At 58.0% G+C, this 25,140-nt stretch carries 25 protein-coding genes; 15 read left to right on the top strand and 10 right to left on the bottom strand.

Features of this window, described 5'->3' with window-relative positions; translation table 11 throughout:
- Positions 1-168: 168 nt before the first annotated feature.
- The 9 genes from xdhA to ACQUWM_RS11995 all read left to right on the top strand — a co-directional run bounded on the left by xdhA (position 169) and on the right by ACQUWM_RS11995 (position 12,903).
- Positions 169-1,728, top strand: coding sequence for a xanthine dehydrogenase small subunit (gene xdhA / locus ACQUWM_RS11955; RefSeq protein WP_428922291.1), 1,560 nt, complete (start codon positions 169-171; stop codon positions 1,726-1,728).
- Positions 1,721-4,114, top strand: coding sequence for a xanthine dehydrogenase molybdopterin binding subunit (gene xdhB / locus ACQUWM_RS11960; RefSeq protein WP_428922292.1), 2,394 nt, complete (start codon positions 1,721-1,723; stop codon positions 4,112-4,114). The genes xdhA and xdhB overlap by 8 nt, the downstream gene beginning before the upstream one ends.
- The gene (gene xdhC, locus ACQUWM_RS11965; RefSeq protein WP_428922293.1) at positions 4,099-4,977 is read left to right on the top strand and encodes a xanthine dehydrogenase accessory protein XdhC; all 879 of its coding nucleotides are present in this window, start codon (positions 4,099-4,101) and stop codon (positions 4,975-4,977) included. Before xdhB ends, xdhC begins: the two co-directional genes overlap by 16 nt.
- 174 nt (positions 4,978-5,151) lie before the next feature.
- The gene (locus ACQUWM_RS11970; protein ID WP_428922294.1) at positions 5,152-6,507 is read left to right on the top strand and encodes an 8-oxoguanine deaminase; all 1,356 of its coding nucleotides are present in this window, start codon (positions 5,152-5,154) and stop codon (positions 6,505-6,507) included.
- Positions 6,508-6,563: 56 nt separating this feature from the next.
- Positions 6,564-7,922: a uracil-xanthine permease family protein gene (locus tag ACQUWM_RS11975; protein WP_428922295.1), complete on the top strand. Its 1,359-nt coding sequence runs from the start codon at positions 6,564-6,566 to the stop codon at positions 7,920-7,922.
- Positions 7,919-8,320, top strand: a complete 402-nt coding sequence (locus ACQUWM_RS11980) for a heme-binding protein (protein WP_406999613.1) — start codon at positions 7,919-7,921, stop codon at positions 8,318-8,320. Before ACQUWM_RS11975 ends, ACQUWM_RS11980 begins: the two co-directional genes overlap by 4 nt.
- Before the next feature lie 65 nt (positions 8,321-8,385).
- Positions 8,386-10,308 (top strand): methyl-accepting chemotaxis protein, encoded by a 1,923-nt coding sequence (locus tag ACQUWM_RS11985; protein ID WP_428922296.1) that lies wholly within the window; start codon positions 8,386-8,388, stop codon positions 10,306-10,308.
- Positions 10,309-10,362: 54 nt separating this feature from the next.
- A complete protein-coding gene (locus ACQUWM_RS11990; protein ID WP_428922297.1) occupies positions 10,363-11,184 on the top strand; it encodes a transporter substrate-binding domain-containing protein in 822 nt (273 codons plus the stop codon).
- A 192-nt stretch (positions 11,185-11,376) separates the two neighbouring features.
- Complete coding sequence (locus tag ACQUWM_RS11995) at positions 11,377-12,903, top strand: M28 family metallopeptidase (protein ID WP_428922298.1); 1,527 nt, start codon at positions 11,377-11,379, stop codon at positions 12,901-12,903.
- Between the two features lie 86 nt (positions 12,904-12,989).
- Here the strand turns inward: ACQUWM_RS11995 and ACQUWM_RS12000 are convergent, their stop codons facing one another.
- From ACQUWM_RS12000 to ACQUWM_RS12010, 3 genes are read right to left on the bottom strand one after another with little or no spacing between them, the layout of a single operon-like run.
- The gene (locus ACQUWM_RS12000; protein ID WP_428922299.1) at positions 12,990-13,715 is read right to left on the bottom strand and encodes a molecular chaperone DnaJ; all 726 of its coding nucleotides are present in this window, start codon (positions 13,713-13,715) and stop codon (positions 12,990-12,992) included.
- Between the two features lie 56 nt (positions 13,716-13,771).
- A complete protein-coding gene (locus ACQUWM_RS12005; protein WP_406999621.1) occupies positions 13,772-14,467 on the bottom strand; it encodes a VWA domain-containing protein in 696 nt (231 codons plus the stop codon).
- 27 nt (positions 14,468-14,494) lie between these two features.
- Positions 14,495-15,004, bottom strand: a complete 510-nt coding sequence (locus ACQUWM_RS12010; RefSeq protein ID WP_428922300.1) for a class I SAM-dependent methyltransferase — start codon at positions 15,002-15,004, stop codon at positions 14,495-14,497.
- Positions 15,005-15,300: 296 nt separating this feature from the next.
- On the opposite strand from ACQUWM_RS12010, the gene ACQUWM_RS12015 reads away from it, so the two are divergent.
- Positions 15,301-16,188, top strand: a complete 888-nt coding sequence (locus tag ACQUWM_RS12015; RefSeq protein ID WP_428922301.1) for a hypothetical protein — start codon at positions 15,301-15,303, stop codon at positions 16,186-16,188.
- A gap of 3 nt (positions 16,189-16,191) precedes the next feature.
- Here the strand turns inward: ACQUWM_RS12015 and ACQUWM_RS12020 are convergent, their stop codons facing one another.
- The 5 genes from ACQUWM_RS12020 to ACQUWM_RS12040 form a co-directional block, all read right to left on the bottom strand.
- Positions 16,192-16,830, bottom strand: coding sequence for an SDR family oxidoreductase (locus ACQUWM_RS12020; RefSeq protein ID WP_428922302.1), 639 nt, complete (start codon positions 16,828-16,830; stop codon positions 16,192-16,194).
- A gap of 18 nt (positions 16,831-16,848) precedes the next feature.
- A complete protein-coding gene (locus tag ACQUWM_RS12025; protein ID WP_428922303.1) occupies positions 16,849-18,138 on the bottom strand; it encodes an MFS transporter in 1,290 nt (429 codons plus the stop codon).
- 110 nt (positions 18,139-18,248) lie between these two features.
- Positions 18,249-18,623: a TM2 domain-containing protein gene (locus ACQUWM_RS12030; protein ID WP_406999637.1), complete on the bottom strand. Its 375-nt coding sequence runs from the start codon at positions 18,621-18,623 to the stop codon at positions 18,249-18,251.
- A complete protein-coding gene (gene yidD / locus ACQUWM_RS12035; RefSeq protein ID WP_428922304.1) occupies positions 18,601-18,858 on the bottom strand; it encodes a membrane protein insertion efficiency factor YidD in 258 nt (85 codons plus the stop codon). The genes ACQUWM_RS12030 and yidD overlap by 23 nt, the downstream gene beginning before the upstream one ends.
- Before the next feature lie 3 nt (positions 18,859-18,861).
- Positions 18,862-19,083 carry a DUF4177 domain-containing protein gene (locus ACQUWM_RS12040; protein WP_406999640.1) on the bottom strand — a complete coding sequence of 74 codons (222 nt, stop codon included), beginning with the start codon at positions 19,081-19,083 and terminating at the stop codon, positions 18,862-18,864.
- Between the two features lie 348 nt (positions 19,084-19,431).
- Here ACQUWM_RS12040 and ACQUWM_RS12045 point away from each other — a divergent pair, with 348 nt between their 5' ends.
- Positions 19,432-20,100 carry a glutathione S-transferase family protein gene (locus tag ACQUWM_RS12045; protein ID WP_428922305.1) on the top strand — a complete coding sequence of 223 codons (669 nt, stop codon included), beginning with the start codon at positions 19,432-19,434 and terminating at the stop codon, positions 20,098-20,100.
- Positions 20,093-20,665 carry an NUDIX hydrolase gene (locus ACQUWM_RS12050; protein WP_428922306.1) on the top strand — a complete coding sequence of 191 codons (573 nt, stop codon included), beginning with the start codon at positions 20,093-20,095 and terminating at the stop codon, positions 20,663-20,665. The genes ACQUWM_RS12045 and ACQUWM_RS12050 overlap by 8 nt, the downstream gene beginning before the upstream one ends.
- 25 nt (positions 20,666-20,690) lie before the next feature.
- On the opposite strand, the gene ACQUWM_RS12055 is transcribed toward ACQUWM_RS12050, so the two are convergent.
- Positions 20,691-21,794 carry a mandelate racemase/muconate lactonizing enzyme family protein gene (locus ACQUWM_RS12055; RefSeq protein ID WP_428922307.1) on the bottom strand — a complete coding sequence of 368 codons (1,104 nt, stop codon included), beginning with the start codon at positions 21,792-21,794 and terminating at the stop codon, positions 20,691-20,693.
- Between the two features lie 224 nt (positions 21,795-22,018).
- Positions 22,019-22,747 carry a ZIP family metal transporter gene (locus tag ACQUWM_RS12060; RefSeq protein WP_428922308.1) on the bottom strand — a complete coding sequence of 243 codons (729 nt, stop codon included), beginning with the start codon at positions 22,745-22,747 and terminating at the stop codon, positions 22,019-22,021.
- A 146-nt stretch (positions 22,748-22,893) separates the two neighbouring features.
- Between ACQUWM_RS12060 and tenA the strand changes: the two genes are divergently transcribed.
- From tenA to ACQUWM_RS12075, 3 genes are all read left to right on the top strand, one after another.
- Positions 22,894-23,562, top strand: a complete 669-nt coding sequence (gene tenA, locus ACQUWM_RS12065) for a thiaminase II (protein WP_428922355.1) — start codon at positions 22,894-22,896, stop codon at positions 23,560-23,562.
- Between the two features lie 7 nt (positions 23,563-23,569).
- Positions 23,570-24,061, top strand: coding sequence for an MOSC domain-containing protein (locus ACQUWM_RS12070; protein ID WP_428922309.1), 492 nt, complete (start codon positions 23,570-23,572; stop codon positions 24,059-24,061).
- A gap of 96 nt (positions 24,062-24,157) precedes the next feature.
- Positions 24,158-25,135 carry a GlxA family transcriptional regulator gene (locus tag ACQUWM_RS12075; RefSeq protein ID WP_428922310.1) on the top strand — a complete coding sequence of 326 codons (978 nt, stop codon included), beginning with the start codon at positions 24,158-24,160 and terminating at the stop codon, positions 25,133-25,135.
- The last annotated feature ends 5 nt before the right edge of the window (positions 25,136-25,140 follow it).

A 25,140-nucleotide genomic window follows, 5' to 3' on the forward strand; every position in this document is an offset into this window, starting at 1 on the left:
AATGTAAAAAGAATGACGGTCCCAAGTGACGCTTGGCATCCGTTAGGCGGAACTGCCTGCGAAATTATTAAAACAAATCAAGGGCTTGCGTCGATCTCTCTCAGGCTTGGTCTCAGCAAGGGAAAAGCAGAGCGGGACCGGCGCAAGTGCAGAAGAGCGGGAAAATTTGTGATCAAATTCTACTTGAACGGCCAACTACAAAAACTTAACCAAGTCGACCCGAATCTAAGCATCCTCGACTGGCTGCGCACCAAAATGCGCCTGACAGGCACAAAAGAAGGCTGCGCCTCTGGTGACTGCGGGGCTTGCACCGTTGCGATCGGCTCGCCCGACCCTATGCAGTCCGGACAGCTCCGCTACGACAGCGTGAACAGTTGTATCGCGCTCGTCGGGAGCCTGCATGGCAAGCATCTGGTCACCGTCGACGCACTAACGCAGGAGCCGGCCCATCCGGTACAGAAGGAGATGGTGGAGTGTCACGGCGCCCAGTGCGGCTTCTGCACGCCAGGCATCATCATGTCGCTGTTTGCCCTGCATACGGAAAGTGCGGCAAGCGGCTCCGCGCCCGGCGACGAAGCCTTATTGGAGGCGCTGTCCGGGAATCTCTGCCGCTGCACGGGGTACCGACCAATCATCGAGGCCGGGCGCCGGGCCTGTGTTCAAACATGGGAACCCGGCACGGGCAACGCCGTCCTGAACCGCGGCAGTGCGCTCAGCGGTCCCGTTAACGCGGACTCGGGCGTTCCCGGACCCGGTCCTGGTGGTCCAGCCTGGCTGCAGAATCCCGAAATAATCGCCGATCTGCTAAGCCTGCAGGGAAGTGCCGGCGAACTCGCTGACGATCAGGGCTATCGATACGACGCACCAGCATCCCTGGACGCCCTGCGCGGGTTGCGTCAGCAATTTCCCGAGGCAAGGATGATTGCGGGCGGCACCGATCTGGCTCTCGAAATCACCCAACAACTGAAAGACCTCAAGCACCTGATCGGTCTGGGTGGCGTCGAAGAACTCCAGGAAATCCATGAGGACGAGGACGGGATTTACCTGGGAGCCGGAGCCACCTACCGCGCCATGTTCCATAAGCTCGAGGGGCGCTGGCCCCATTTCGGGCCGATGCTGGAGCGCCTGGGATCACGCCAGATCCGAAATCGCGGGACTGTCGGGGGCAATATTGGAAACGCATCACCTATCGGCGATATGCCTCCCGCGCTGATTGCACTGGGGGCGGAGCTGGATCTGGACAGCGTCGATGGCACCCGGCGGCTTCTCCTGGAGGACTTCTTTCACGGTTATAAGCAGACCGATCTCCAGCCCCACGAATTCATTCGCGGCGTCTGGATTCCGAACCCGGCGCCCGACGAGAAGTTATTCATCTACAAAGTCTCCAAGCGCATCGACGACGACATTTCCGCCGTACTTGGCGCATTTTGGCTCAAGCGTGACGGGGAGCTGATCAAAGACTGTCGGCTGGCCTTCGGCGGAATGGCGGCGACGCCAAAGCGGGCGAATGGCGCGGAAGCGGCGCTTCGCGGGCAGCCCTGGAACGATGCCACGGTCGCTGCCGCGATTGCGGCGCTGGAACTCGAATTCGAGCCCATGACCGACGTGCGGGGGTCCGCTGCCTACCGCCTGCAGGTGGCAGGCAATCTACTGCGCCGCGCGTTTCTGGAAAGCACCCAAGACACCACCCATACACACCAGCCGCTCATGGTGACTGATTATGCGTAAACTCCCCCATACTTCGAAGCCCACCACAACGGCGGAAGGGCTGACCGGCACCCAGGCTTTTCACGACAGCGCCTGGAAACACGTTCGAGGCCAGGCACGCTATATAGACGACCTCCCGGAGCCCGCAGGGCTTCTGCATGCAGCCGTTGGCCAGAGCACGCATGCCCATGCCCGTATCACGGCAATGGACCTCAGCGAGGTTCGGGCCTACCCCGGCGTAGTCTCAGTCATGACTGTCAAGGACGTGCCAGGCCATACCGATATCGGACCGGTCTTTCCCGGCGATCCTGTCCTGGCTGGCGATTTGGTTGAACACGTGGGTCAACCGTTGTTTGCCGTTGCGGCAACGAGTCACCGTGCGGCCCGGCAGGCGGCTCGGCTTGCGAAAGTCAGTTATGAGCCCCTTCCCGCAGTGTTGACGGCTGAGGCCGCGCTTGAAGAGCAGCTGTTCGTCCGTCCCGGACACACCCAGCAGTGTGGTGACCCGGACAAAGCGCTTACCGAAGCGCCGAATCGCTTGCAGGCTCAGATGCACGTCGGCGGACAGGAGCATTTCTATCTTGAAGGACAGGCGTGTCTGGTAGAGCCGACCGAAGACGCGGGCGTGTTTGTTCATACCTCCAGCCAGCACCCTTCCGAGGTGCAAAAGCTGGTGGCGGAGGTCCTTGATCTCCCGATTCATGAAATCCAGGTAGAAGTTAGGCGAATGGGTGGTGGTTTCGGCGGTAAGGAAACCCAGGCCGCGCCTTTAGCCTGCATCGCAGCCCTGCTTGCCCGGCGCACGGGGCGGCCAGTCAAATACCGGATGGCGCGCTTCGACGACATGGTACAAACGGGCAAGCGACACGATTTCTTCAATACCTATGACATCGGCTTCGATGACGAGGGCGTGCTGCAGGGTGCGGACATCATGGTCGCCGGCCGCTGCGGCTTCTCACCCGACCTCTCCGATGCCATCGTCGACCGCGCCATGTTTCATGCTGACAACGCCTATAGCCTGGGTCAGGCACGAGTCGTTGGTCACCGCTGTAAAACCCATACCGTTTCCAATACGGCCTTCCGCGGCTTCGGTGGTCCTCAGGGCATGATGATCATTGAGCGGGCGATGGACGACATCGCCCGCCATCTCGGCGTGGATCCGCTGGACGTCCGCAAGCGCAACCTGTACGGCCCTGGCCGTGACGTGACCCACTACGGCCAGACCATCGAGCAGCACGTTTTACCAGAGCTGATTGACACACTCGAGACCAGCTCGGACTACCGTCAGCGTCGTACTGAAATTTCCAGGTTCAACAAGGAGAATTCGGTACTAAAACGTGGTTTGGCGCTGACGCCTGTGAAATTTGGCATTTCCTTCACGGCAAAGCACCTCAACCAGGCCGGCGCATTGGTGCACGTCTATACCGACGGTAGCATTCATCTCAATCACGGCGGCACCGAAATGGGCCAGGGGCTGTACATCAAGGTGGCTCAAGTCGTGGCCGCGGCATTCCAGGTAGACCTGGATCGGGTGAAAGTGTCCGCGACACGTACTGACAAAGTACCCAACACATCACCGACGGCCGCATCCTCAGGCACCGACCTGAACGGCATGGCCGCTCTGGATGCCTGCGAAAAGATAAAGCAGCGTCTGGTCGACTACGCCGCCGAAACCTACGGTGTCAGCGCTGATTCGGTATGGTTCGAAAACAACCAGGTTCATGTCGGCGAGCAGCAATTTGGCTGGGCGGAATTCGTGCAGCAGGCTTACATGGCACGGGTATCGCTGTCATCCAACGGATTCTACAGCACACCCAAGATTCATTATGATCGTGCCACCGGTCAGGGTCGGCCCTTTCTTTATTTCGCCAATGGCGCAGCCTGCGCGGAAGTGGTCGTTGATACCCTCACCGGAGAGTACAAGGTCATGCGGGTGGATATCCTCCACGATGTGGGCCAGTCGCTCAATCCGGCCGTGGACATCGGCCAGATTGAAGGGGGCTTCGTGCAGGGCATGGGCTGGTTGACCACCGAGGAGCTGGTTTATAGCGCCGAAGGTCGGCTCTTGTCCAACGGCCCGGCGACCTACAAAATCCCGGCCGTCTCTGACGCCCCACCGGATTTCCGGGTAGCACTGCTGCCCCACAGTCCAAATCGGGAAGCCACTGTCTTCCGCTCAAAGGCGGTGGGCGAACCGCCCCTCATGCTGGGCATGGCGGTATGGTCTGCGCTGCGCGACGCCGTCTCGAGCCTGGGGGACTACCGCTACAGCCCGCCCCTGGATACGCCTGCGACGCCAGAGCGGGTTCTCCAGGCTATCACTGCAACTGAGCGTTGGGTCGCAACACAACCCACGCCAGCCCAAGGAAAAGCAGCGCAAGGGGAAGCGACATGCAAGAACGCCTGACCTGGATCCAAGCCGTTGCTGACTGCGAGCGTCGTGGCCAACCCTATGTATTGGTTACGGTGCTAGGGGTAACAGGTTCTGTTCCGCGGGAGCCGGCCAGTAAAATGGTCGTCACCCGGGAACACAGTTACGACACCATCGGCGGCGGTCACCTGGAATACCGGGTGATCGCCCGTGCCCGCGAGCGCCTGGCAAACCACGAATACAGCTACGAGCTGGCGCATTTCCCCCTGGGCGCCAGTCTCGGGCAGTGCTGTGGTGGCAGTGTGGCCGTGCTGCTGGAAGCCCAGACGGGAGGCGATGCCCGCCTTGTGGTCTTTGGTGCGGGTCATGTCGGCCAAGCCCTGATGAGCATCGTGGGTGAGCTGCCCTGGCAGATCACCTGGGTCGACTCCCGAGCTGACAGTTTTCCGACTGAGGTCCCCGCCAACACCACCGTCCATTGTACCGACGATCCGGTTGGGGATGTCCCGGACCTGTGCAGCAACGCCCATGTGCTGATTCTTACCCACAACCACGCGCTGGACTATGACCTCTGCCGGGCGCTACTAGAACAGGATGAGGTGCTTACCATTGGCCTGATCGGTTCGCAGACCAAGGCAGAGCGCTTCCGCCAGCGCCTTGGTCACCGCGGGTATGCTCAAACAGATATCGACCGTATTCGGTGCCCCGTGGGGCGTAGTGACATCCCGGGTAAGCGGCCAATGGAAGTTGCAGTGTCCATTTCCGCCGAACTCCTGAGCCTGGTCGCCGCCGATGCCGCGGCGAAGCCAGCGCGACGGGGGCTTTCCTGGGGCGCGCTCAAAGCCCTGACGAAGGAAGCTAACCCCGGCGCGGCTGAAGTAACGGGACATCAACCGTGACTCTGAGGCTCACCTGAAACTGGTGCCGGTCCCGGGCCGGCGCTCGCCAGAGCGCTGGCCCGACAAACGCTCTGCTGTTTCCGCCCCTATTTTGATCACAATTTTTCTTGACAATTAATACACAACTGTACGACATTGTCATGAAATAATGTATACAAAAATAGAGCTGACAGTATGACTGACATAGGCCACAGATTGTGGATTCGTAATCCGCTTGCCTGCACTGACCCAAGCGCTGCCGGGGGCATTGTCGTCGCAGGGGCAAGAATTGTGGAAAAGGTGGCCGGGGGGCAACAACCTCGCCAGCCCGTAGATGAGACCTTTGACGCATCAGAGCATGTCCTGTTACCCGGCTTGGTAAATACCCACCATCACTTCTACCAGACACTGACCCGTGCCTATTCCCCGGCGCTTAATAAAGAGTTATTTCCCTGGCTGACAACGCTTTATGATGTCTGGGCCAATCTCGATGATAGCCAAATGGCCCTGGCCAGTGAATTAGCCATGGTCGAATTGCTGATGTCGGGATGCACCACCGTAGCCGACCATCACTATGTCTTCTCCGGAGCGCTGGTAAACGCTATCGACTGCCAGGTCGAAACCGCGCAGCGTCTCGGCGTCCGTGCGGCCCTGACTCGCGGGTCGATGAGCGTAGGGCGCGACGATGGCGGCCTGCCGCCGCAGACAGTGGTGCAGGACGAGCAAACCATTGTCGATGACAGCCAGCGCCTGATCGACCGTTACCACCAACGTGCTGACGGAGCCATGACCACCATTGCCCTTGCCCCTTGCTCACCGTTCTCAGTAAGCCGGGACTTGATGCGTGAGAGTGCGCAGCTCGCAGAGGGAAACGACGTTCGCCTACACACACACCTTGCCGAGACCGAAGACGAGACCGCTTACTGCCAGAAGCTGTTCGGCATGCGCCCTCTGGATTATCTCGAAGACTGCGGCTGGCTAACCAATCGCACATGGCTGGCTCATGGCATTCATTTCAACGACGGGGAGATCCAGCGCCTCGGTCGTGCAGGCACTGGTATAGCCCACTGCCCCTCGTCAAACATGGTTCTGGGCTCGGGGCTGTGCCGCACCCTGGAACTTGAAGCCGCAGGCGCACCGGTTGGGTTGGCGGTCGATGGTTCAGCCTCGAACGACCACTCAAACCTTGCTTCGGAAATGCGTCAGGCACTGCTTCTGGGGCGCTTGCGTTATTCCCCGAGTGACGTGACCCACGAGGCCGTAATCCGCTGGGCAACAGAAGGCTCGGCCCGATGCCTGGGACGAGCGGACATCGGCGGACTGGAGCCGGGCCAACAGGCTGACCTGGCACTGTTCAAACTTGATGAGCTGCGCTTCTCAGGCGCAGAGAATCCATTGGCTGCATTGCTGCTGTGTGGCGCTCACCGCGCTGACCGGGTCATGGTCGCCGGGCGCTGGAGAGTTACCGGCGGTCAACCCTGCGATATCGATCTTGATGCGCTGATGGCACGCCATGACGAGGCTGCCCGCCAGCTTAGGAGGGCTATGTAGAACCATTGGTAGCCGACCGTCAGGAATTCCTACAAAAACAACATCAGGAGAGACCCATGACCATAAGCACATCCGAAGGGCTGGACACCCGGCCGAGCGAGAATTACAGCACCACCGCCAGCGCCCGCGACGTCAATTCCATGCCACCATTGAGTCGCGCGATACCCTTGGGCATCCAGCACGTTCTGGCGATGTTTGTTGGCAACGTGACAGTGCCCATCATAATCGCCAGGGCAGCGGACCTGCCTCCCGATCAGACCGCTTTTATGGTTCAGGCAGCGATGTTTGTTGCAGGCGTCGCCACTCTATTGCAATCGCTGGGCGTCGGGCGAATCGGTGCTCGCCTTCCAATCGTCATGGGGACCAGCTTCGGATTCGTACCAGTCCTCATTCCCATCGCAGTCGGCATGGGGCTCCCTGCCGCCCTGGGGGCGGCGCTTTGCGGAGGCGTCGCGATGGCACTGGTGGGACTGTTTCTTCCCTGGTTTCGATTTCTGTTCCCGCCAGTGGTGACCGGAACCTTTGTCGTTATGCTGGGCATTTTGTTGATGCCCGTTGGCCTTGCCTACGCTGGCGGCGGTTTCGGCGCATCGGATTTCGGCGCTCCTCACCATCTGGGGCTGGCATTTCTTGTTCTTATCGTAACAGTCGGTCTTCATCAGTTCGGCCGAGGTATCTGGAGTGAAATTGCCCCATTGGCCGGCTTGCTGGCTGGCTTCGCCGTTGCCACGGCTTTCGGCTATGTGGATTTCTCCAAAGTGGGCAGTGCAGACTGGGTGACGCTCCCCTCCCCGCTTAGCATTGGGCTTGAGTTCCATATGGCGGCCATCATCCCCGTGGTGCTGCTGTCACTGGTGACCGTTGCCGAATCCATTGGCGACATAGTGGGCACCACTGCGGGCGGACTGAATCGTGAGCCCACCAAAAAGGAGCTCTCCGGCGGCGTAATGGCCGACGGTATCGCCAGCGTGTTTGCCGCCATTTTTAATGCTTTCCCCCAGGTCAGCTTCAGCCAAAACGTCGGCATGGTCGCGCTGACAGGCGTCGTTAGCCGCTATGTCGTCGCGATCGGCGGCGGATTCCTGATGTTGGCCGGTCTCCTGCCCAAACTCGGCGGCCTCGTTTCCAGTATTCCGAACGCCGTACTCGGCGGCGCGGTGCTCATCATGTTCGGCATGATCGCCAGTGCAGGCATCAAAATGCTCAGCGGCGTCCCGTTCGACAAGCGCAACATGCTGATCATCGGCACCTCTCTCACAATCGCGGTGGGTTTGCCGGCGCAAGAGGGACTCTACGCCAACCTGTCTGAGAACCTGCAAGCCATGATCGAATCCGGTTTGATCCCCGGGGCCATTACCGCCATCGCGCTGAACCTGATCCTTCCGAAATGCCCTGAATCAAGGAGAACACAATGAAGACAAAACCGGTACTGGACCTGACAGACGTCAATCTGATTCTTGATGCGGCTCAAAAAGAAGCCGAAGCCAACAGCTGGCCGGTGACCATAGCGGTGGCTGACGACGGCGGCTATTTGCTGGGCCTGCGCCGGCTGAATGCAACGGCACCATTCACCGCGGCTGTCGCTACGGAAAAAGCCCGTAGCGCCGCCATCGGCCGGAAAGAAACCCAGGTCTTTGAAGACATGATCAACAACGGGCGAAATGCGTTTCTTTCCGCACCGCTTCAGGGGCTTCTCGCCGGCGGCGTGCCGGTGATCCTGGACGGTCAGGTAGCCGGGAGCGTGGGCGTCTCCGGCGTTAAGCCCGACCAGGATGTGCAGATAGCCAAGGCCGGCATTGGCGCGATCACCTGATCCTCGAAGCGCCCTGAAAAACCGGCTTTCATGCTGGGTATCGACGCAACCGCCCTGGAGTATCAATGAGCATTCGTCTAAAGCTAATAACAGGAATGGGGGCAGCACTGTTTGCCAGCACTTTAGTGTTGGTTGCCCTCAATATCTTCCAGATGCGGGAGCTTCTGGATCGGTACCTTCTCAATTCAGCACTTCCGGCCAACCTGGAGGCCGTAGCAAACTCCGTTGAGCGAGACCTCCAGGCCCCTATCACGGCCTCGCGCTTGGTTGCTGAGAACAGCTACCTCAAAGAGTGGATCAACGACCGCGAGCCAGAGCAAGGTCTCGCGCCTGCAACCCGTTACCTGGAAGGCGTACGGCACAGCCAGGAAGCCGCTTCTGCCCATTTCGTGTCAGTGGAAACGGGTAAGTACTACACCCACAAAGGCATCGACAGAGTAGTGACCCGCCAGGAGGACTCCTGGTTCTACGATTTTCTGAACAGCGGCGAGAGGATGGAGCTTTCGCTGGACGTGGACAAAGCGACGGGCAGGCCCACCCTGTTTATCAATGCGCGCATGGAGGATCGCGGCGAAGCGGTAGGGGTAACCGGGATCGGGATCGGGCTTGATCAGATGGCTGAACGGATCAGAGCGTTCCGCTTTGCCGAAACCGGCATCGTGTACCTGGTGTCTGCAAAGGGCCAGGTCAACATACATCCAGACCTGCAGCAAACAGACCAGCCCCTATCGAAGGTTATTTCTCCGACTTCCGCCGAAGAGCTGCTGGAAGGCTCGACATTCCAACTGACGGAGTTTGATCGTGAGGGCAGTCGCTACATCGCCGCCAGCTTGCCTCTGTCGATAACGGACTGGCGCATCGTAGTAGAGGTTCCGTCTGCCGAGATCTATGGCGAGGCTAACCGTGCCAACCAGATCTCGTTACTCGTTGGCGTCCTCGTTGCCCTCGTTTTCCTGGGCATCATAGCCCTGGTCGCCACCCGCATGACGAAGCCACTCACAAAAATCACTCGGGCATTGACCGAAATTGCCAAAGGTGGCGGTGATCTCACCCAGGAACTGACGGTCGAAAGCAAAGACGAGCTGGGCCAACTGGCGGATGGGTTTAACCGCTTTGTAGGGGCTCAACGAGAGATGGTTCGAGGTCTTTTAGAGACGGCGGTCCGGCTCAAGTCATTTGTCGAGCAAACCTCCACCGTCATGTCCGCCAACACCGGTCGAGCCAAGGAGCAAAGTAGCCTGACCGACTCCGTTGCCACGGCGGTATGCGAAATGGAAGCCACGGTTCAGGAAATTGCCAGAAGCGCTACGGATACTGCAAACCAGCTGGAGCAGGTCGGCAAAAGCGCAAATGATATTCGTGAAGGTATGTCTCGTTCTATCGCTCAGGTCGGGGGAATGGCGGATAATATTCGCGAGTCAGCCTCGGCGATCCAACAGCTGGCTGTGGAAGCGCAGGATATCGGGCAGGTGATTGAAGTGATCAATGCCATATCCGAACAGACCAATTTGCTGGCTTTAAATGCCGCTATCGAAGCAGCCCGGGCCGGCGAGCATGGTCGTGGGTTCTCCGTAGTCGCTGACGAGGTTCGCAGCCTGGCACAGAAGACGCAATCATCGACCCAGGAAATTCGAACCATCATCGAACGTTTGCAGGAGGGCTCCGAGCAAGCGGTCAAGGCAATGGCCGCCAGCGAGAAAGCGACCGAAGAGACCGTCAGCACCTCTGCAAGCATGGGCGAAGCTCTGGACAGCATAGGCGAGAACGTAGACCGGATTGTCGAGATGAGTCATCAAGTGGCTGCGGCAACCGAGGAGCAAAGCTCCGTCACTGAGGACATTAGCTCCAACGTTCAAAACATCTCTCATCTCAGCGCCGGTTCAAGCGAAGACATGGTTGCAGCCAGCCGTGAGATTGACGAGTTACGTGCAATGGCAGAAAAGCTTGAAACACAAATGAAAGCTTTCCGGCTCGACCGCCAGCGCTAATGAGGGAAAGAGTCGGTCGGAATGCAGCTCATCCAACAATTATAAGGAGCCATCATGAAACACATACTCGCCTGCTTACTGTTTGCCTTATCGGCCCATGTGGCTGCGCAGACGTACGTGGTTGGAGTGGAGAAAGGAAGCTTCATGCCTCATTACGGGGTTGATGAGCAAGGCCAATATAGCGGCTTCGCCCGTGAGTTACTGGACTTGTTCGCCCAACATGCCGGAGTAACATTCACCTATAAACCATTACCTGTCGATCAATTAGTGCCGGCCCTGGCCGAAGGTAAGGTGGATTTCAAATATCCGGACCATCCCGACTGGGCCCATTCGGCTCAAACCGCTGATCGGATGAGCTATAGCCAACCCATTGTAGAGTATGTGGACGGCGTTCTGGTGACCCCGCGGCGCGTTGGCCGGGATCCAGATCATCTGAAACGGCTTGGCCTCGTCGATGGCTGGACGGCCAGGGGGTACCAGGAAAAGATTGAAGCCTCACAGATACTCGTGGTGCCCAGCGACAGCCTACCCGAGATGATTCGCCAGGCACTGCTGAAGAATAGCGATGGGGTTTACTACAACGTGGTGGTCGCCCTGCATTATATCAATAATATTCGGGCCAGACCGGGCGTCCTCGTATTCGATCCAACTCTCCCGCATACCCGGAGTGCCTATCGGCTTTCAACGATAAGGCATGCCGAGTTGCTACAGCGTTTCGACAGTTTTCTCACGGAGCGCCAAGAGGCGATCGCCGCGCTTAAGGACAAGTATCAGGTAGAAGCCAACATTGGATCCGAATACTTCGGCATGGAGCAATGGAAAGTGGACTTTCTCAAGCGGCAAAAAGCGAAAGACGCCAGTGCCCCATCTGACTAATTCGTTAGCCTACTGAGCCACTGGCCAGCATGGGCGAGAACTGTGCCTCAGGATCAGGAGAAATCGTGCTACCAAACTGGCGGGTTGGTTGAAAGCTGATACGCTTAATGCCGCAGTAGAAGGTTCTGAAACTTGAAAACGCGAGTTGTATCCAGGGAGAGATAAATAACAAACTAGCAAGGAGCAACACTCATGTTGAAAGTACAGCTTAGACGTGCACCTCTCACTATTGCAGTAGTCGCAGCCGCGACCAGCTTACCCATCCACGCAGCAACCAGCGTCGAGACCTACACACTACGGGAAGCCGTTACCGTAGAAGGTGTCCGGAGCCACCAGGCCGCCTTTCAGGCGGCCGCTGATGCCCATGGCGGAACCCGCGAGGCATCGTCACCCGGCTACCAGGCGTCCGTCGACTACGTGGTTGGGCAGATGACAGCCGCGGGTTATGAAGTCACCATCCAGGACTTCGACTATCCATTCTTCGAAGAAAACAGTCCCGCGACTCTGGAGCAGATAGCGCCCACCCCCACCGTCTATGAATACTTTGGCCTGACTGGCTTTGCCACTATGACTTACTCCGGCAGCGGCAATGTAACAGCGTTAGCTGAAGGCGTAGATTTGGTTCTGCCTCCCGCACCAGACGCCGATACCTCAACCAGTGGCTGTGAGGCCTCTGATTTCACCGGCTTTACCCCCGGAAACATCGCTGTGGTCCAGAGGGGGTCCTGTTCGTTTTCCATCAAAGCACAAAACGCCGTGGATGCCGGGGCCAGCGGAGTCATCATATTCAACGAAGGCCAGCCCGGGCGCACAGACAACTTCCTGGGAACACTCGGGGGTCCCGGGTTTACGGTGCCGGTGGTCGGAGCAGCATTCGATGTCGGTGCTGAACTCGCTGCCGGTGGCGTTGAAGTCAACATGATCGTGGATGCCAGCTCGGAAATCCGCACCACATCCAACGTCATCGCCAACTCACCAGCGGGCCGGGATGATCGTGTCGTGTTAGTGGGTGCTCACCTGGATTCCGTAGCGGAAGGCCCGGGCATTCAGGATAACGGCAGCGGCTCCGCCGCCATTCTGGAAACGGCTATCCAGATGGCAAACCAGCAAATCAGCCCCAGAAACCAGGTTCGCTTTGCCTGGTGGGGAGCGGAGGAAGCCGGCTTGTTGGGAGCACAACACTATGTTGATCAGTTGAGCGCACGCGAGATCAAGGACATTGCGCTAAACCTCAACTTCGACATGATCGGCTCACCGAACTTCGTCCGCTTCGTCTACGACGGCGATGGCTCAGATACGCCTGTAGCCGGCCCGAATGGCTCCAAAACCATCGAAAGTGTCTTCCTTGAATACTTTGAGGAAGTGTCTTTACCGGTCGAGCCTACCGCCTTCGATGGCCGTTCCGATTATGGGCCGTTTATTGATGTCGGCATCCCGGCGGGTGGACTATTCACCGGTGCGGAGGGAATCAAAACTCCGGACGAAGCCGCCCTTTACGGTGGCACGGCAGGTGAACAGTACGACCCTTGCTACCACCTGGCTTGTGACACCTTTGACAACATAAGCCTGCAAGCGCTCGACGAGATGTCCGATGCGGTTGCCCACTCCGTTTTGACCTTTGCCATGACCACCTCGGCTGTCAATGGAACCGACAAAGGTAAGGGACTTGGCAAGGTCAGGAACGACATGGAATACCGTGGATCACGCCTGGTGAAATAACCCAGCCCACCACGGAAGAGCGGTCAGGGATGGCCGCTCTTGTCTCTACCAGCACCGGAGGTGGAAGTGCGTTCAACACCAGGAAATCAACTCAGCAGGCACTCTTTGGCTTCATTGATACGAGCTGCCAGATAGTTACTTCCGCCATGGTCCGGGTGCATTTTCTGCATCATCCGGCGGTGGGCCTGGATGATCTCTTCCCGGCTGGCACCGGCCTCCAGCCCGAGGATATCCAGGGCTTCGCTCTCGGTCAGAGGACCGCCGGCGTTTCCACTATCACCGGATTCCCCGCCGCCAGCGCTGGCCTCGTCGTCAGCACGCCAGGAGTCCCCAAATCGGCGGTCGAGGTAGGTTTCCAGCAGTCGGGCAGAGTCCTCGTCATGTTCCCGGCAGTATCGTAACAGCTCGATAAACTCGCTCTCGCCCAGGTCCGCCAGCTCTCGCCCGGCCATGGGGCCTTTCAGAATCTTGCCGCTCATGGTTCCGGAGTCATGGTCCAGGCTCATATCAAGGATATCGCTGGAAACATGGGATTGGTTGCCCGGCTTGGCTTTTGCGTCGCCCCTTCCTGCCCCCGCCATGCGTCCCATCAATAGCGATGGCAGCACCCGGCGCAGCAGCGGGAAAAGAAACGCCAACAACACAAACAGAAAGTGCAATCGGCCGGTCAGGGCCAGCACAACCACCATCCCGATACCGGCAATCAACGCCAGCTTGATAATGGCCGGTTTGCGTTGGCTGGGCGGCTGGTTGCGCAGCCAGACCCACGCGACAACCGACAATACGATAACCAGCAGTGTTACTAGTGGCACTCAGATACTCCGGGCTCACCGGCCCATTGATGGATTGAAGATAATTGAAACAAGCGCTATCGGATCTGCCGGGTCAGGCGCTTCACTTCCGGGGAGCTGTGGCTGGAAAAGTCCTGCAAAGCCTTGGCTCCCCCGGAAGCATAGACCGCAACAGCGGCCATAAGATCCTTGAGAACCTGCGGGCTGTTACGATCAAACGGGGCGTAGGCGCCTCCGGACAGCTTACTCACCTGCTGGAACACCGCCCGGGCATGGGCATCGGCGCCCTCATGGAACATGAACACCGGCGTTCGCAGCATGCCCAATTCGCCGGCGGTATGGCAGAGTTCGTCCACCGGCTCCTCGCAACAATCCCCGATAAACACCACGGCTTTGACGGCCTCTGCGCGGGTTTCTTTCACGGCGTGGGCCAGCACCCGGCTGATCTGGGTGTGGCCACCCAGGCAGGAAACGCCGTTCATCAGGTTCAGCAACTGACCGGTCTCGGTAACAAATCCTGTGGCCTTGAATTCGCCAAAGCCACGGTAGTAGCAAAGCTGAATGGCCAGGCCGCCCAAATCCCGGGTTGCCATGAACAGTTCACTCTGCAAGTGGCATGCTTGATCCCAGGTTGCCTCCCGGCTTGCGGTAGCGTCCAGGGCGAAAATCAACCGGCCCTGCCCGCCCCCCTGCTTTGGCAGCGTGCGGACCTGGTGGATAAACTGGTCGATAGACTGTTTATCGGATTTGGTGCGTAACTCTTTATCAGACATAAGCTTCTTAAAACCACCTGGGCTGGCTCAACCATTCGCAGCCTTAAACCAACTATAAACCCACATCGGAGGGATATTCAGCAGTTCCAACGTACAGCTGGCAGGCGCCCCCATGATCGGATCGGTAATCCAGGCCACATCCCGGCGGAACTGATAGGCAATGAACCGCCCGTCTTCGGCCAAATTGTCCTTCACCGCCTGCGCCACCCGGGTAGCAACGGATTCCGGCATTTTCGAGAAGGGAATGCCAGAGATCACCACATCCGGCTTCCCCATACTGTGCAACGCCAGAATCTCTGCCATATCCTCAGCCCTGCCCAGGTGGTTGGTAAAGCGCGGGTCTGCGATCTCACCAAGCAGCTCATGAAAGTAAGGACTTAATTCGATTGAGAGCAGCTGCGCATCCTGAGCAAGGTGCCGCAGAAACGTTCGCGTGGTACCGCCGGTACCGGGCCCCAGTTCCACGACCCGCCTGGCGGCAGACAGGTTCGACGCCTCGACGATTCGCTGCTCCAGGAATCGCGAACTGGGGATCACCGATCCCACCTGACGCGGTTCCCGCAAGAATCCACGGAAGAAAGCCGCCGGACTTGTTCTCCGGTTTGAATCGCTCTTCGGGCCGCTGCGTTCTCCTACCATAGCGCTATCTCAACCTTGCCGGCGGGATCGTTAATCGATTATAGCAGTGCGACCTGTACACAACGCAGTCAAAAGCGGAAGCCCGAAAAAATGCGAAGCTATACTGGAAGTGATCCCCGACACCCGGGACGGACGCTAGTCGTGTGCATGGCGTTGCCAACGATATTGTGGGTAAGCAAGTCTGAATACCTCTGATGACTGGGAGCAGCATGGTGTTCAAGGGCCGTTGTGTCAAAACCATAGGTCGTGCGACATCGTGGTTATTCCCTCTGGTGGTTCTTCTGGTAGCCGCCCAGGCCCTGCCGCGCACCGTTCAGGCCTCAAGTGATGTCTACCTGCTGTACCGCCAGTGGCAGCCCTACGACTGGCCGGACGATGTGCCGTCGGCCACCGAGGTGAGCCGTTCCCAGCGTGGACTGGGCTGGCGTCGCCAGGGTGCTGCAGGCGCGTTCGGCGTTGATTACGACTATCAGCCTCTGCGCATACGCACCGGTGAACCCGCGCACAACGGCCACTTGCACCGGCTGACCTTCGGGGGTCACTGGCAGCATCCGCTTTACCGCGTGGAAGCGCGGGCTGGCCTTGCCGGTACATCCAATATGTTCAAGCATCAAGCATTTCATAGTGATGTGGTGAATGGCCGTGTGGCGATGTTCCGGGCAGTAAGTGAGGACTCGCCCCTGAGCCTTGGGGTCGGCGGCGATCATCGCTTCGGTTCTTTCCGCTGGCTTCCCAGGGTGCGTTGGGAGCACGCGGGGGATAACGGCCACTGGCTGATGGACCTGCCGGTCATGCTGCGATGGCAAAGCCCCGATGAACGCTGGGAACTCCGACTGGAACGCGAGGGAGATCGCTGGGCCACGCTTGATCCGGCTCGGGAGGTCAAAAGCGCGCTCTATCTGCGCGAGTGGCGAACGGAGCTGACGTACAGGATCGGCTCGGGTGACAGGTTATGGCCAGCGCTCGTTCTGGGCATTGGCGCGAGCGTGGACACCCGTGTCCGATACAGGGATCAGGACGCAGGCACCCTGGATCTACGTCTGGGCGATTCCCTTTTTGGGAGTGTAAGGCTCGGCTGGTAGACCTTACAGCTTTGCCAGTGCTTCAGGCACCGGCGTATCGCCGGACACCACATCAAAGACGCGGTTAGTGGTTGTATCCGAATCCAGCACCGCCAGCAGTACGCGGGCAACATCCTGCCGTGGAATCTTACCGAAATCCTCAAGCCTCGCACTCACCGCAACCTCGCCCGTACCGTCATCATCGGTCAGCTGACCCGGACGAACAATGGTGTAATTCAGGCCGCTGTTCTTCAGGTGCTCATCGGCGTTGCGTTTGGCACGAAGATAATGGCGGAGTTTTTCCGGCCCCTTTTCCGGCTCTTCAGCCCGCATACTGCTCACCATGATAAAGCGCTTTATACCCATGGCCCTGGCGGTATCCACCAGCCGGATAGCACCGTCCTGATCCACATCGATGGTTTTATCCGGCCCGGTATGAGGGCCTGAGCCAGCGGTAAAAATGACCGCGTCGCAGCCTCTCATGGCCTCGCTGCAGTCCTGTTCCAGATCGCCCAGCACGGTTTCCGTAGCGCCCAGCTGCTGCAACTCCGGCCCCTGACCCGGGTGCCGAATCAGGGCCCGCGCCTCGTGATCGCTGTCTGCCATTTCCCGCAACAAGTGTTGCCCGATCTGCCCGTTGGCTCCTGCAATGAACACATGCATGGCGGCTCTCCTGGTTAGCTAATTAGAGTTAATACCTTTTGTCGAAGCGTTTTCTTCCGTGTCATAAGTAAACGGCTCGCCCGCCTCATCCTGAAGCTGATGATCGTACGCGGCCTGGAGGCCGGAGTCTTTCCCTGCCTCTTCGTCGGACCCTTGTTCAATGTTGCGCGGGTACAGTGGCGACAGGAGTGCCACCACGATGCCGATCGCGGAGAACATGGAAAACGCATTACTGTAGCCAAAGCTGTCCACCAACATGCCGACGACGGGTGAACCGGCTGCCTGACCGAGCGAGACCGCCATGAATGGCAGTACCGGCCCCATAGAAAGCCGGCCCGGCAACAGCCGGATACCTGTCATCAAATAGAGCCCCGTCAGACTCATGTAGGCCAGGCCAAAGACCAGTCCGGAAAACGCCGCAAGCACCAATTGCCCGGGACTGGCCGCCAACAATGCCAGGCTCGCGGCCAGCATCATCAGCATCAGTGCCTGAGTGATGGGCGGGTTGTTTCGATCGGCCAGGTCCGCCACCACAGCCCCCCCGAGCCCGGCGGCACCCACCGCCAGCCAAAGCCACCCGGTTGCCGCGGGAGGCAGCTCGCCGAGAGTGACCACAAGATCGGGCGCAAAGATCCAGTACGCAGAAGAAACGAAACCCATCACAAAGGCAAACAGCGAGAGCCTGAACAGACGCCACCACTGCAGCGCGCTGATGGGAGGCGGCGGCGCCGCGTTCGACGGAGTGACCCGGGACACCGAGGGAATAACATACCAGGCGGCGAACACCCCGATAACCGCGAGAACGGCAAAAGACATGTACGCGTAGCGCCAGATACCGGCCATAAACAGAACGGCAGGTACCGCGACCATGACACCGATACTCGTACCGGCATTCATTACAGAGCTGACGCGGCCATGTACGGAACGATCGACCAACACCTGCATGGCAGACGTAAGCGCCGGCATCATCAGGCCGGTACAGATGCCGCAAGCAAACACCCCCACCCCGAGCGACAGGGCACCAGAGGACTGGCTGATCAATGCCAGACCCACCGCTCCGAATACACCGGACAGCACCGCCGTGTTGCGGGCACCAAGGCGCACAGCAGCCACCGGTGCAACCGACGTAGCCAGCAGGAAACTGATGAGCGGCAGTGCACCGATGATACCGACCAGATAGGGTGTCAGGCCAAGCTCTGCGCGGATGGGCGGTACAAACAGACCAAAAGCAAAACGCGCAAGCCCGTAACTGATCGCAATCAGCAATGCGCCGAAAAGAGCAAACCCTGTACTCGAGACGGACTTCACAATACGTTCTCCAACGGTAGCGCGCTGAAAACCCGTCATTCCAGAATAGGAGTTGTTATTGCCAGCATCAAACTCTTTTGATTGTTGTGGAAAAGATCTGTCCCCGCTCCTCAATATCGGCGTAACAAATCCCGGTACAGACGATTATTCCAGTCCTGAACAATGATCTGAGATCTGAAAAGCTCCCACAGTTCCCAGGCATAGACGATGGAGAGCAGGCATACCCCAATCAAAACCCAACCGGACATGAAGAGCCCCACGGCGATCAGCAGGGAACAGAGATTGATCATCCCTCTTCCCCAGCGACGTAAATAGAAGTGGTGCAACCCAACGACAAAAAACCAGTTTAATACAGCGTAAGTGTCCGGATCTTTGATCGCTGTCCTGGCACGCTGATAGAACTCACTCTTTTGTTCGTCCGACAGTTCGCGGATGGCCCGGCGAAGAGATTCCTCTTCGGAATCAACGTCTGCTTGTCTCAACATACTCAATATCCCGTGGAACGGGCTCCAGACATTTGCAAATGGCATCAGGCCTGTTGCATCTGCGAAGACGGCTCCACGTCAGTTTCAGTCCAGGGAAGAGGCCAAAGCGTACAATGGCCTCTTCGGAATAGGCTGAACAACTCGGCTCAAAATTGCAGTCGATTCCGAACCATCGGGTTCCGCCCCCGGTCTTTCGGTAAAAACGGATCCCTTTGAGTGCGATCGCCTTCAGCACAAATTACCGCCCCAAAGTAACGATGACGGCTTCACGCTGCCAGAATAACCAGAAGCGTTTCATTTCAAGTACCTGGAAAACAACCTGCCAGCCTTCAGAAGCGTAACGGTTTAACTCCGCTTCGATTTTCTTAAGGGGCAGCCCGGAAGATCCAAGAAGTAGCGTGCCACACCCGCCTTCCGCAATATGAACCATCTTGTATTCCGTAAATCGCTTCTCTGTCATGTATCCTCCATGTTTTTAACAACGCGAGCACGATCACTCACTTCCAAGCTGTATAGGGTACCGAAACCCAGGCCATACAAGCACTAAAAGTCTCACCCGATTTACAAAAAATTGCAATTTAATCATTGGCTTGACAATAGAGATCACTGCACAACCACCTCGCTGACCATCATTGCGGGACACCCCATCCGAGTCGTAACGCACCACAATGCGCACCGGCGAGATGTGGAGCAAAGTCACGACTTTTCCCAAAAAAGCGACTCAAAGCACGATGGCGGTGAACCAAAAAGCCATTAGCAAAGTACTCTGCTAATCTTCTCATTCTTTTGATGCGAACGGAGTTTCTGCATGATTACAGTTCACCACCTCAACAATTCCCGCTCACAACGCGTTCTCTGGATGCTGGAAGAGCTGGGCGTGCCCTACGAGATCCAGCGTTACGAGCGAGATCCCCAAACCATGCTGGCGCCGGCAAGCCTCAAGAAAATACACCCTCTGGGAAAATCACCGGTGATCACCGACGGCGATCTGGTGGTGGCGGAGTCCGGCGCCATTATCGAATACCTTGCCCACACCTATGGCAAAGACAGCATGCTGCCGGAGGCCGGCGGCCAGGCATGGCTGGATTACACCTACTGGTTGCATTACGCCGAGGGCTCTTTGATGCCGCCGCTGGTTATGCGCCTGGTATTTCAAAAGGTAAAAACCAGACCGATGCCGTTTTTTGTCAAGCCCGTGGCAAAAGGCATTGTCGACAAGACCAATGAAACGTTCATCGGGCCGATGATCAAAACGCACCTGGATTTTATCGAATCACACCTGGCGAAAAACACCTGGTTTCTCGGGGATAACCTCAGCGCGGCGGATATTCAGATGAGCTTTCCGTTGGAAGCCTCCGTGGCACGGGGTATCGTCGGCAAGAACCGCCCCCATATCAACGCCTGGGTGAAACGAGTACACGCCAGACCGGCCTACCAGAAGGCGCTCGAAAAGGGGGGAGAATACGACTTTGCCTGAGTTTTCGTTTTCCCTGCGCCCTCAAAAGCTGCCTTTCCGGCGTCGCCTGACCCGGGCATCCGTCGCTTTAATCTATCGGCGCACGAAGGATGGCGGAGTGGAGTTGCTGTTTATCCAGCGGGCCCGCCGGGAAGGCGATCCCTGGTCCGGGGATATGGCCTTTCCCGGCGGCCGCATGCAACCGGAGGATGCCACTCCCCGAGCGGCCGCCGAACGGGAAACCCTCGAGGAAACCGGTGTCGACCTGATACGCCATGGCCGCTTCCAGGCCCGGCTCTCTGACCTGATTACCCGCCATCACAGCCGCTGGCGACCGATGGTCGTCACGCCCTACGTTTACGAATGGCAGGGAAAACAGAGTGTCACGCTGAACCATGAAGTCGAGCGAGTGGTGTGGGTTCCCCTCGACTACCTCGCAGCCAAGGAAAACCAGAGCAGACTGCCCTGGCGCACGCCCATCGGCACCTTGAAATTCCCCTGTTGCCGATATCAGGATTACTGCATCTGGGGGCTGAGTTATAGCATGTTGCAGGAGCTGCTGGCGCTGGACATGATCGACCAATAACCAGGATGCCCGCTCCTGATTCTGTTTATGCCTCGTAGACGTCGCGCAGAGTCAGCATGCTGAAATCCGGAACCACGCCCAGCCCGGGGCGATCACTCAGCGTCATTCGACCACCGGACACTTCGGGGGCACCGGTGGCAAGCTGATCGGTGTTGTAATTGTGAAGATCCGTTGTATTCAGCAAAGCCCTGGCCGGTGTACTCGCTGCCAGATGGGCATAGGCTGCCGTGGCTATGCCGCTGCCCCACGCATCTTCGATTGTCATGGGTATTCCGGCATCCACGCACACATCCCTTATGATTCGGGAGGGTGTCAGACCACCGAACTTGCTGACCTTCAGGGCCATCGCATCCATGGCGTCGTCGCGGAGCGCCCGTTGTACATCTGCCAGGGAGTTGAGGCTCTCATCCAGCTTGACTGAATGCCTTATCCGACGCCGGACCAACAGGCATTCCTCATAGCCCCGGCAGGGCTGCTCCAGATAAAGGTCCACCCCGCCGATCGCCTGTGAAAAGCGTACGGCCTCATCCCGCCGCCAGGCTCCATTAATGTCTCCAACCCAGAGCTCATCGGACTGCTTGAGCTTGCTCAGAACCCGGATGAGATCGATGTCCTCCTCAACCCGATGCCCCAGTTTGATCTGAATGTGCCGGAACCCTTCAGAACGATAGCGTTGCAAAGACGCTTCCATCTCTTCCAGCTCCCCCAGAGGAATAATCCTGTGCAAAGGCATGGAAGGCACCTGGAGCCCGCCCAGTAAAGTGTAGACGGGCAGTCCGGCCGTTTTTCCCAGTATGTCCCAGCAGGCGATATCAATGGCAGCCTTGGCAACAGCGTGCCCGGTCAGCGCCTGATCCATGCGCTCATGGATGAAAGAAGTCTGGCGTGGATCTTCTCCGATGACAACGGGCGCCAGCAATGACAAGCACGAGGGAAGCCCCTCGGCGAAAGCGGCCATGTAGTTGGGACCGCAGGGACAAACCTCGCCATAGCCAGCAACGCCCCTATCCGTGGTCAGCACGACCACGGTACTGGTAAACCTTTTATGCGATCGCCCACCCGCAAAGGCATACGCCTTGCCGGCGTATTCCAGGTCTGCGGTATACACCTCCACACTCGTGATACGCATAATAAGCCTCCCGGTCCAGGCCGATGTGGCCTCTTATCATCATAGCCGGGGCCTGGACTTGGGCGCGGTGTATTCGCCATTACCAGATAAGAGGCTGCAAAGATTTCGACAAATCAAATCCCAATTGCTGCCGCAAACTCATTGCCTCTGGGGCAACAAGCAGCCAACCCAGGTTTGCCAGAACAGCGAAAAACACCAGCACAACAGCACCACCTTTCAGCACCCTATACCGCAACTTTTCCCACAACGCCGAGCAGAAAACCCGCCAGCGCACCCAGTGACGGCGCCCAATGCCTCTTGAGCTTTGCCTGTGGCGCAATATCCTGAAAGATGATGTACAGAATGCCCCCCGCCGCAAACAGCATAATACCGGACACAACCTGTGGGGCATCCGACAGCAGAAAGTACCCGACAGCACCCGCCGCCGGCCCTAACAGCGCCATAAGGGCAAACCCACCAACGATTTGCAGGCTGCGGTAATGGGTCGCTCGCGCCAACTCGCGATAGGAATTGAAACCCTCCGGAAGGTTCTGGAGGGCAATGATGCCTGCGAGCAGAACGCCGCCCTCACTGGAGACCGAAAACGTTGCGCCCAACGCCATGGCCTCCGGCACAAAATCAGAGAGCATCGCCACCAGTTGGCTTGCCGGGGTATCGTTTGCCGACAACCACATATCCAGACCCATGAACGTGATTCCGCCAGCGGCAAAACATGCAACAATCGCGGGCAAAGGCAGATTGCTGGTGCCCTCGGGCACCAGAACCAAGGCGACGGCTGCCAGCAACGCGCCTCCGCCGAAAGCGATCACACTGTGACGAACCTCCGTTTCCAGCCAGCGCGGGTGAATCCTCTCAACAGAGGCAATCGCAGCCCCCAGGGGCATCGCCAGCCCCGCCATGAGCGTCAGCAGAACAATCTGCAGCAGGCCGTTCGTTTCCAGCATCGAAACCATGCACAATACCTACCTTATTCCTTGTTTCCGTCAATTGAACAACGCTTCCATACTCAAACCCCGCCGGGCAAACTGAGATCCTGGCAACACCAGCAACCGATTGAGTTTTGGAATAATGCGGTTAAATGCATCAGAAGAGCAACTCCATGCCCTATCAGTTTGAAGACCTCAAAAAAAACTGCCCAACCGAATGGCGCGACTACATTGAGCACAGCTTTGTTCGGCAGCTGGGCGATGCCTCACTGACCCCGGAGGCGTTCCAGCATTACCTCAAGCAGGACTACCTGTTCCTGATCCAGTTTGCCCGCGCCTTTGCCCTGGCCGCCTACAAAAGCCCGACCCTGTCGGACCTTCGGCAAGCCAAAGACGGGTTGCAGGCCATCCTGGATACCGAGCTGGACCTGCACATCCAATACTGCAACGAGTGGGGAATTTCAGAGGACGAACTGGCCAACCTGCCGGAAGCACGCGCCACCCTCGCCTACACCCGCTATGTGCTCGACACCGGCAACCGCGGCGACCTGCTGGACCTGCACGTGGCCCTGTCCCCCTGCATGGTGGGCTATGGCGAGATTGCGAACTGGCTGAACCACCGCGCGGAAACCATTCGGGGCGAAGCCAACCCGTATGATGCATGGATCGCCATGTATGAAAGCGACGAGTTTCAGGACGCCATGCAGGCGGAGATTCGCTGGCTGGATGAACGACTGGCCGACGTGTCCCCCGCCCGGTTCGAGCAACTGACCCGAATCTTCCGGGACGCAACCCGTCTGGAAATCGACTTCTGGGACATGGGATTGAACCTGAGCGACTGAGCCGTCTATGCCTGAACCAACCCCACTTCAAACCCTACTCGACACCCTCCCCCAATGCGGCCGGGTGGAATGGATTGGTATCCGCCCTGCCCGTGGTGAGGCCATGAAAGCGCTCGACAGCGTGACGGTCACCCCGGGTAAGGGCCTGGAAGGCGATCGCTTCAAGGGCCGCGAGACCAGCAAACGACAGGTCACCCTCATCCAGAAAGAGCACCTGCATGCCATTGCCTCCTGCTTGCATCGGGAAGCCATTGGCCCCGAGATGTTCCGACGCAACATCGTGGTTTCTGGCCTGAACCTGCTGGCCCTGAAAGGCAAAACCTTCCGCATCGGGGGTGTGGTGCTGGAATACACGGGCCTTTGCCACCCCTGCAGTAAAATGGAGACCGCACTCGGGCCGGGCGGTTACAACGCCATGCGCGGGCATGGGGGGATTACTACGCGGGTGGTTGAAGGAGGTGAGGTGGTACTTGGTGACAACGTACAGGCCTGTCTATAGGGCAGAAAGTTTGACTACCCAGCAAGCCAACGACGAAGCGGCTAAACAAGTTCCGAAGGGCTGTACTGCACTACTTTTCTGACGCGAGCGACGTAAATGGACGTTTACTTCCTGATTTTGCCCAACATTCATCTGATGGATTTATCAGGCCCGGCCCAAGCACTGGCAGACTGCAACGAGCTACAGGGAGAACAATTTCGCTGCCACTACATCAGCCACCAACAAACGGTCTCTAGCTGGCAAGGTTTGGCCCTTTCCACAATGTCGGCACTTCCGGAGGTAGTCCAACCGGGAAGTCTAATTTTTATTCCGGGCATGAAACTTAGCGCTGGAAAAATAGATCCAGGGCTGAATCAAGAAGTTCTTGATTGGCTTCAAGAAATGGATAGGCAGAACGCACGGCTGATTGGCGTTTGTACCGGATCTTTCATACTCGGTGCAGCCGGGCTATTAGATGGCCGAAAATGCACAACGCATCATCGGCAGCTAAGGCGGCTGGCCGAAGAATTCCCGAATGCTGAGGTCCTTCAGGAGCGTATGTTTGTCGAGGATCAGGGTTTATATACCTCGGCAGGTGTCAGTGCCGGCATCGATCTAACCCTGCACCTCATCACCGAAATCGTCGGCCCTGATGCTGGCGTTGCTGTTGCCAGAGAAATGGTCGTGTGTAGCCGACGAATGGGGGATGATCCTCAGATTGCACCGCAATTTCTTTATCGCGATCACGTCCACCCGACGATTCACGAGGCCCAGGATATTATTGCCAGCAAACTTAATCGGCCGTTAACTGCAGAGTCGGTCGCGCGCCAACTCAATATTTCAGCCCGCCACTTCCAGCGGTTGTTTCGTCAGGCAACGGGCGTGACATTCAAGCAGTACGTGAACGAGCAGCGAATTCAGAAGGCCGATCAGCTACTAAAATCCACAAATCACTCGATCGAATGGGTGGCAGAGCTCGCTGGTTTTCAAAGCACCAAGACTTTTAGAGACGCATGGGGCAGAAAGTTTGACTACCCCCCCAGTCGACGACGCACGTCCAGTCGTAATGACAATCAAGACGAGGTGGCCCCGTGACCTCA

Origin of the sequence: Marinobacter sp. DUT-3 (assembly GCF_050379435.1) — a bacterium.
GTDB lineage: Bacteria > Pseudomonadota > Gammaproteobacteria > Pseudomonadales > Oleiphilaceae > Marinobacter.

Excerpts from the sequence above, each read along its gene's own strand:
- xdhB (WP_428922292.1), top strand. The coding sequence starts at position 1,721 with ATGCGTAAACTCCCCCATACTTCGAAGCCCACCACAACGGCGGAAGGG.
- xdhC (WP_428922293.1), top strand. The coding sequence starts at position 4,099 with ATGCAAGAACGCCTGACCTGGATCCAAGCCGTTGCTGACTGCGAGCGT.
- ACQUWM_RS11970 (WP_428922294.1), top strand. The coding sequence starts at position 5,152 with ATGACTGACATAGGCCACAGATTGTGGATTCGTAATCCGCTTGCCTGC.
- ACQUWM_RS11975 (WP_428922295.1), top strand. The coding sequence starts at position 6,564 with ATGACCATAAGCACATCCGAAGGGCTGGACACCCGGCCGAGCGAGAAT.
- ACQUWM_RS11980 (WP_406999613.1), top strand. The coding sequence starts at position 7,919 with ATGAAGACAAAACCGGTACTGGACCTGACAGACGTCAATCTGATTCTT.
- ACQUWM_RS11985 (WP_428922296.1), top strand. The coding sequence starts at position 8,386 with ATGAGCATTCGTCTAAAGCTAATAACAGGAATGGGGGCAGCACTGTTT.
- ACQUWM_RS11990 (WP_428922297.1), top strand. The coding sequence starts at position 10,363 with ATGAAACACATACTCGCCTGCTTACTGTTTGCCTTATCGGCCCATGTG.
- ACQUWM_RS11995 (WP_428922298.1), top strand. The coding sequence starts at position 11,377 with ATGTTGAAAGTACAGCTTAGACGTGCACCTCTCACTATTGCAGTAGTC.
- ACQUWM_RS12005 (WP_406999621.1), bottom strand. The coding sequence starts at position 14,467 with ATGTCTGATAAAGAGTTACGCACCAAATCCGATAAACAGTCTATCGAC.
- ACQUWM_RS12015 (WP_428922301.1), top strand. The coding sequence starts at position 15,301 with ATGACTGGGAGCAGCATGGTGTTCAAGGGCCGTTGTGTCAAAACCATA.
- ACQUWM_RS12020 (WP_428922302.1), bottom strand. The coding sequence starts at position 16,830 with ATGCATGTGTTCATTGCAGGAGCCAACGGGCAGATCGGGCAACACTTG.
- ACQUWM_RS12030 (WP_406999637.1), bottom strand. The coding sequence starts at position 18,623 with ATGTTGAGACAAGCAGACGTTGATTCCGAAGAGGAATCTCTTCGCCGG.
- ACQUWM_RS12040 (WP_406999640.1), bottom strand. The coding sequence starts at position 19,083 with ATGACAGAGAAGCGATTTACGGAATACAAGATGGTTCATATTGCGGAA.
- ACQUWM_RS12045 (WP_428922305.1), top strand. The coding sequence starts at position 19,432 with ATGATTACAGTTCACCACCTCAACAATTCCCGCTCACAACGCGTTCTC.
- ACQUWM_RS12055 (WP_428922307.1), bottom strand. The coding sequence starts at position 21,794 with ATGCGTATCACGAGTGTGGAGGTGTATACCGCAGACCTGGAATACGCC.
- ACQUWM_RS12060 (WP_428922308.1), bottom strand. The coding sequence starts at position 22,747 with ATGGTTTCGATGCTGGAAACGAACGGCCTGCTGCAGATTGTTCTGCTG.
- tenA (WP_428922355.1), top strand. The coding sequence starts at position 22,894 with ATGCCCTATCAGTTTGAAGACCTCAAAAAAAACTGCCCAACCGAATGG.
- ACQUWM_RS12070 (WP_428922309.1), top strand. The coding sequence starts at position 23,570 with ATGCCTGAACCAACCCCACTTCAAACCCTACTCGACACCCTCCCCCAA.
- ACQUWM_RS12075 (WP_428922310.1), top strand. The coding sequence starts at position 24,158 with ATGGACGTTTACTTCCTGATTTTGCCCAACATTCATCTGATGGATTTA.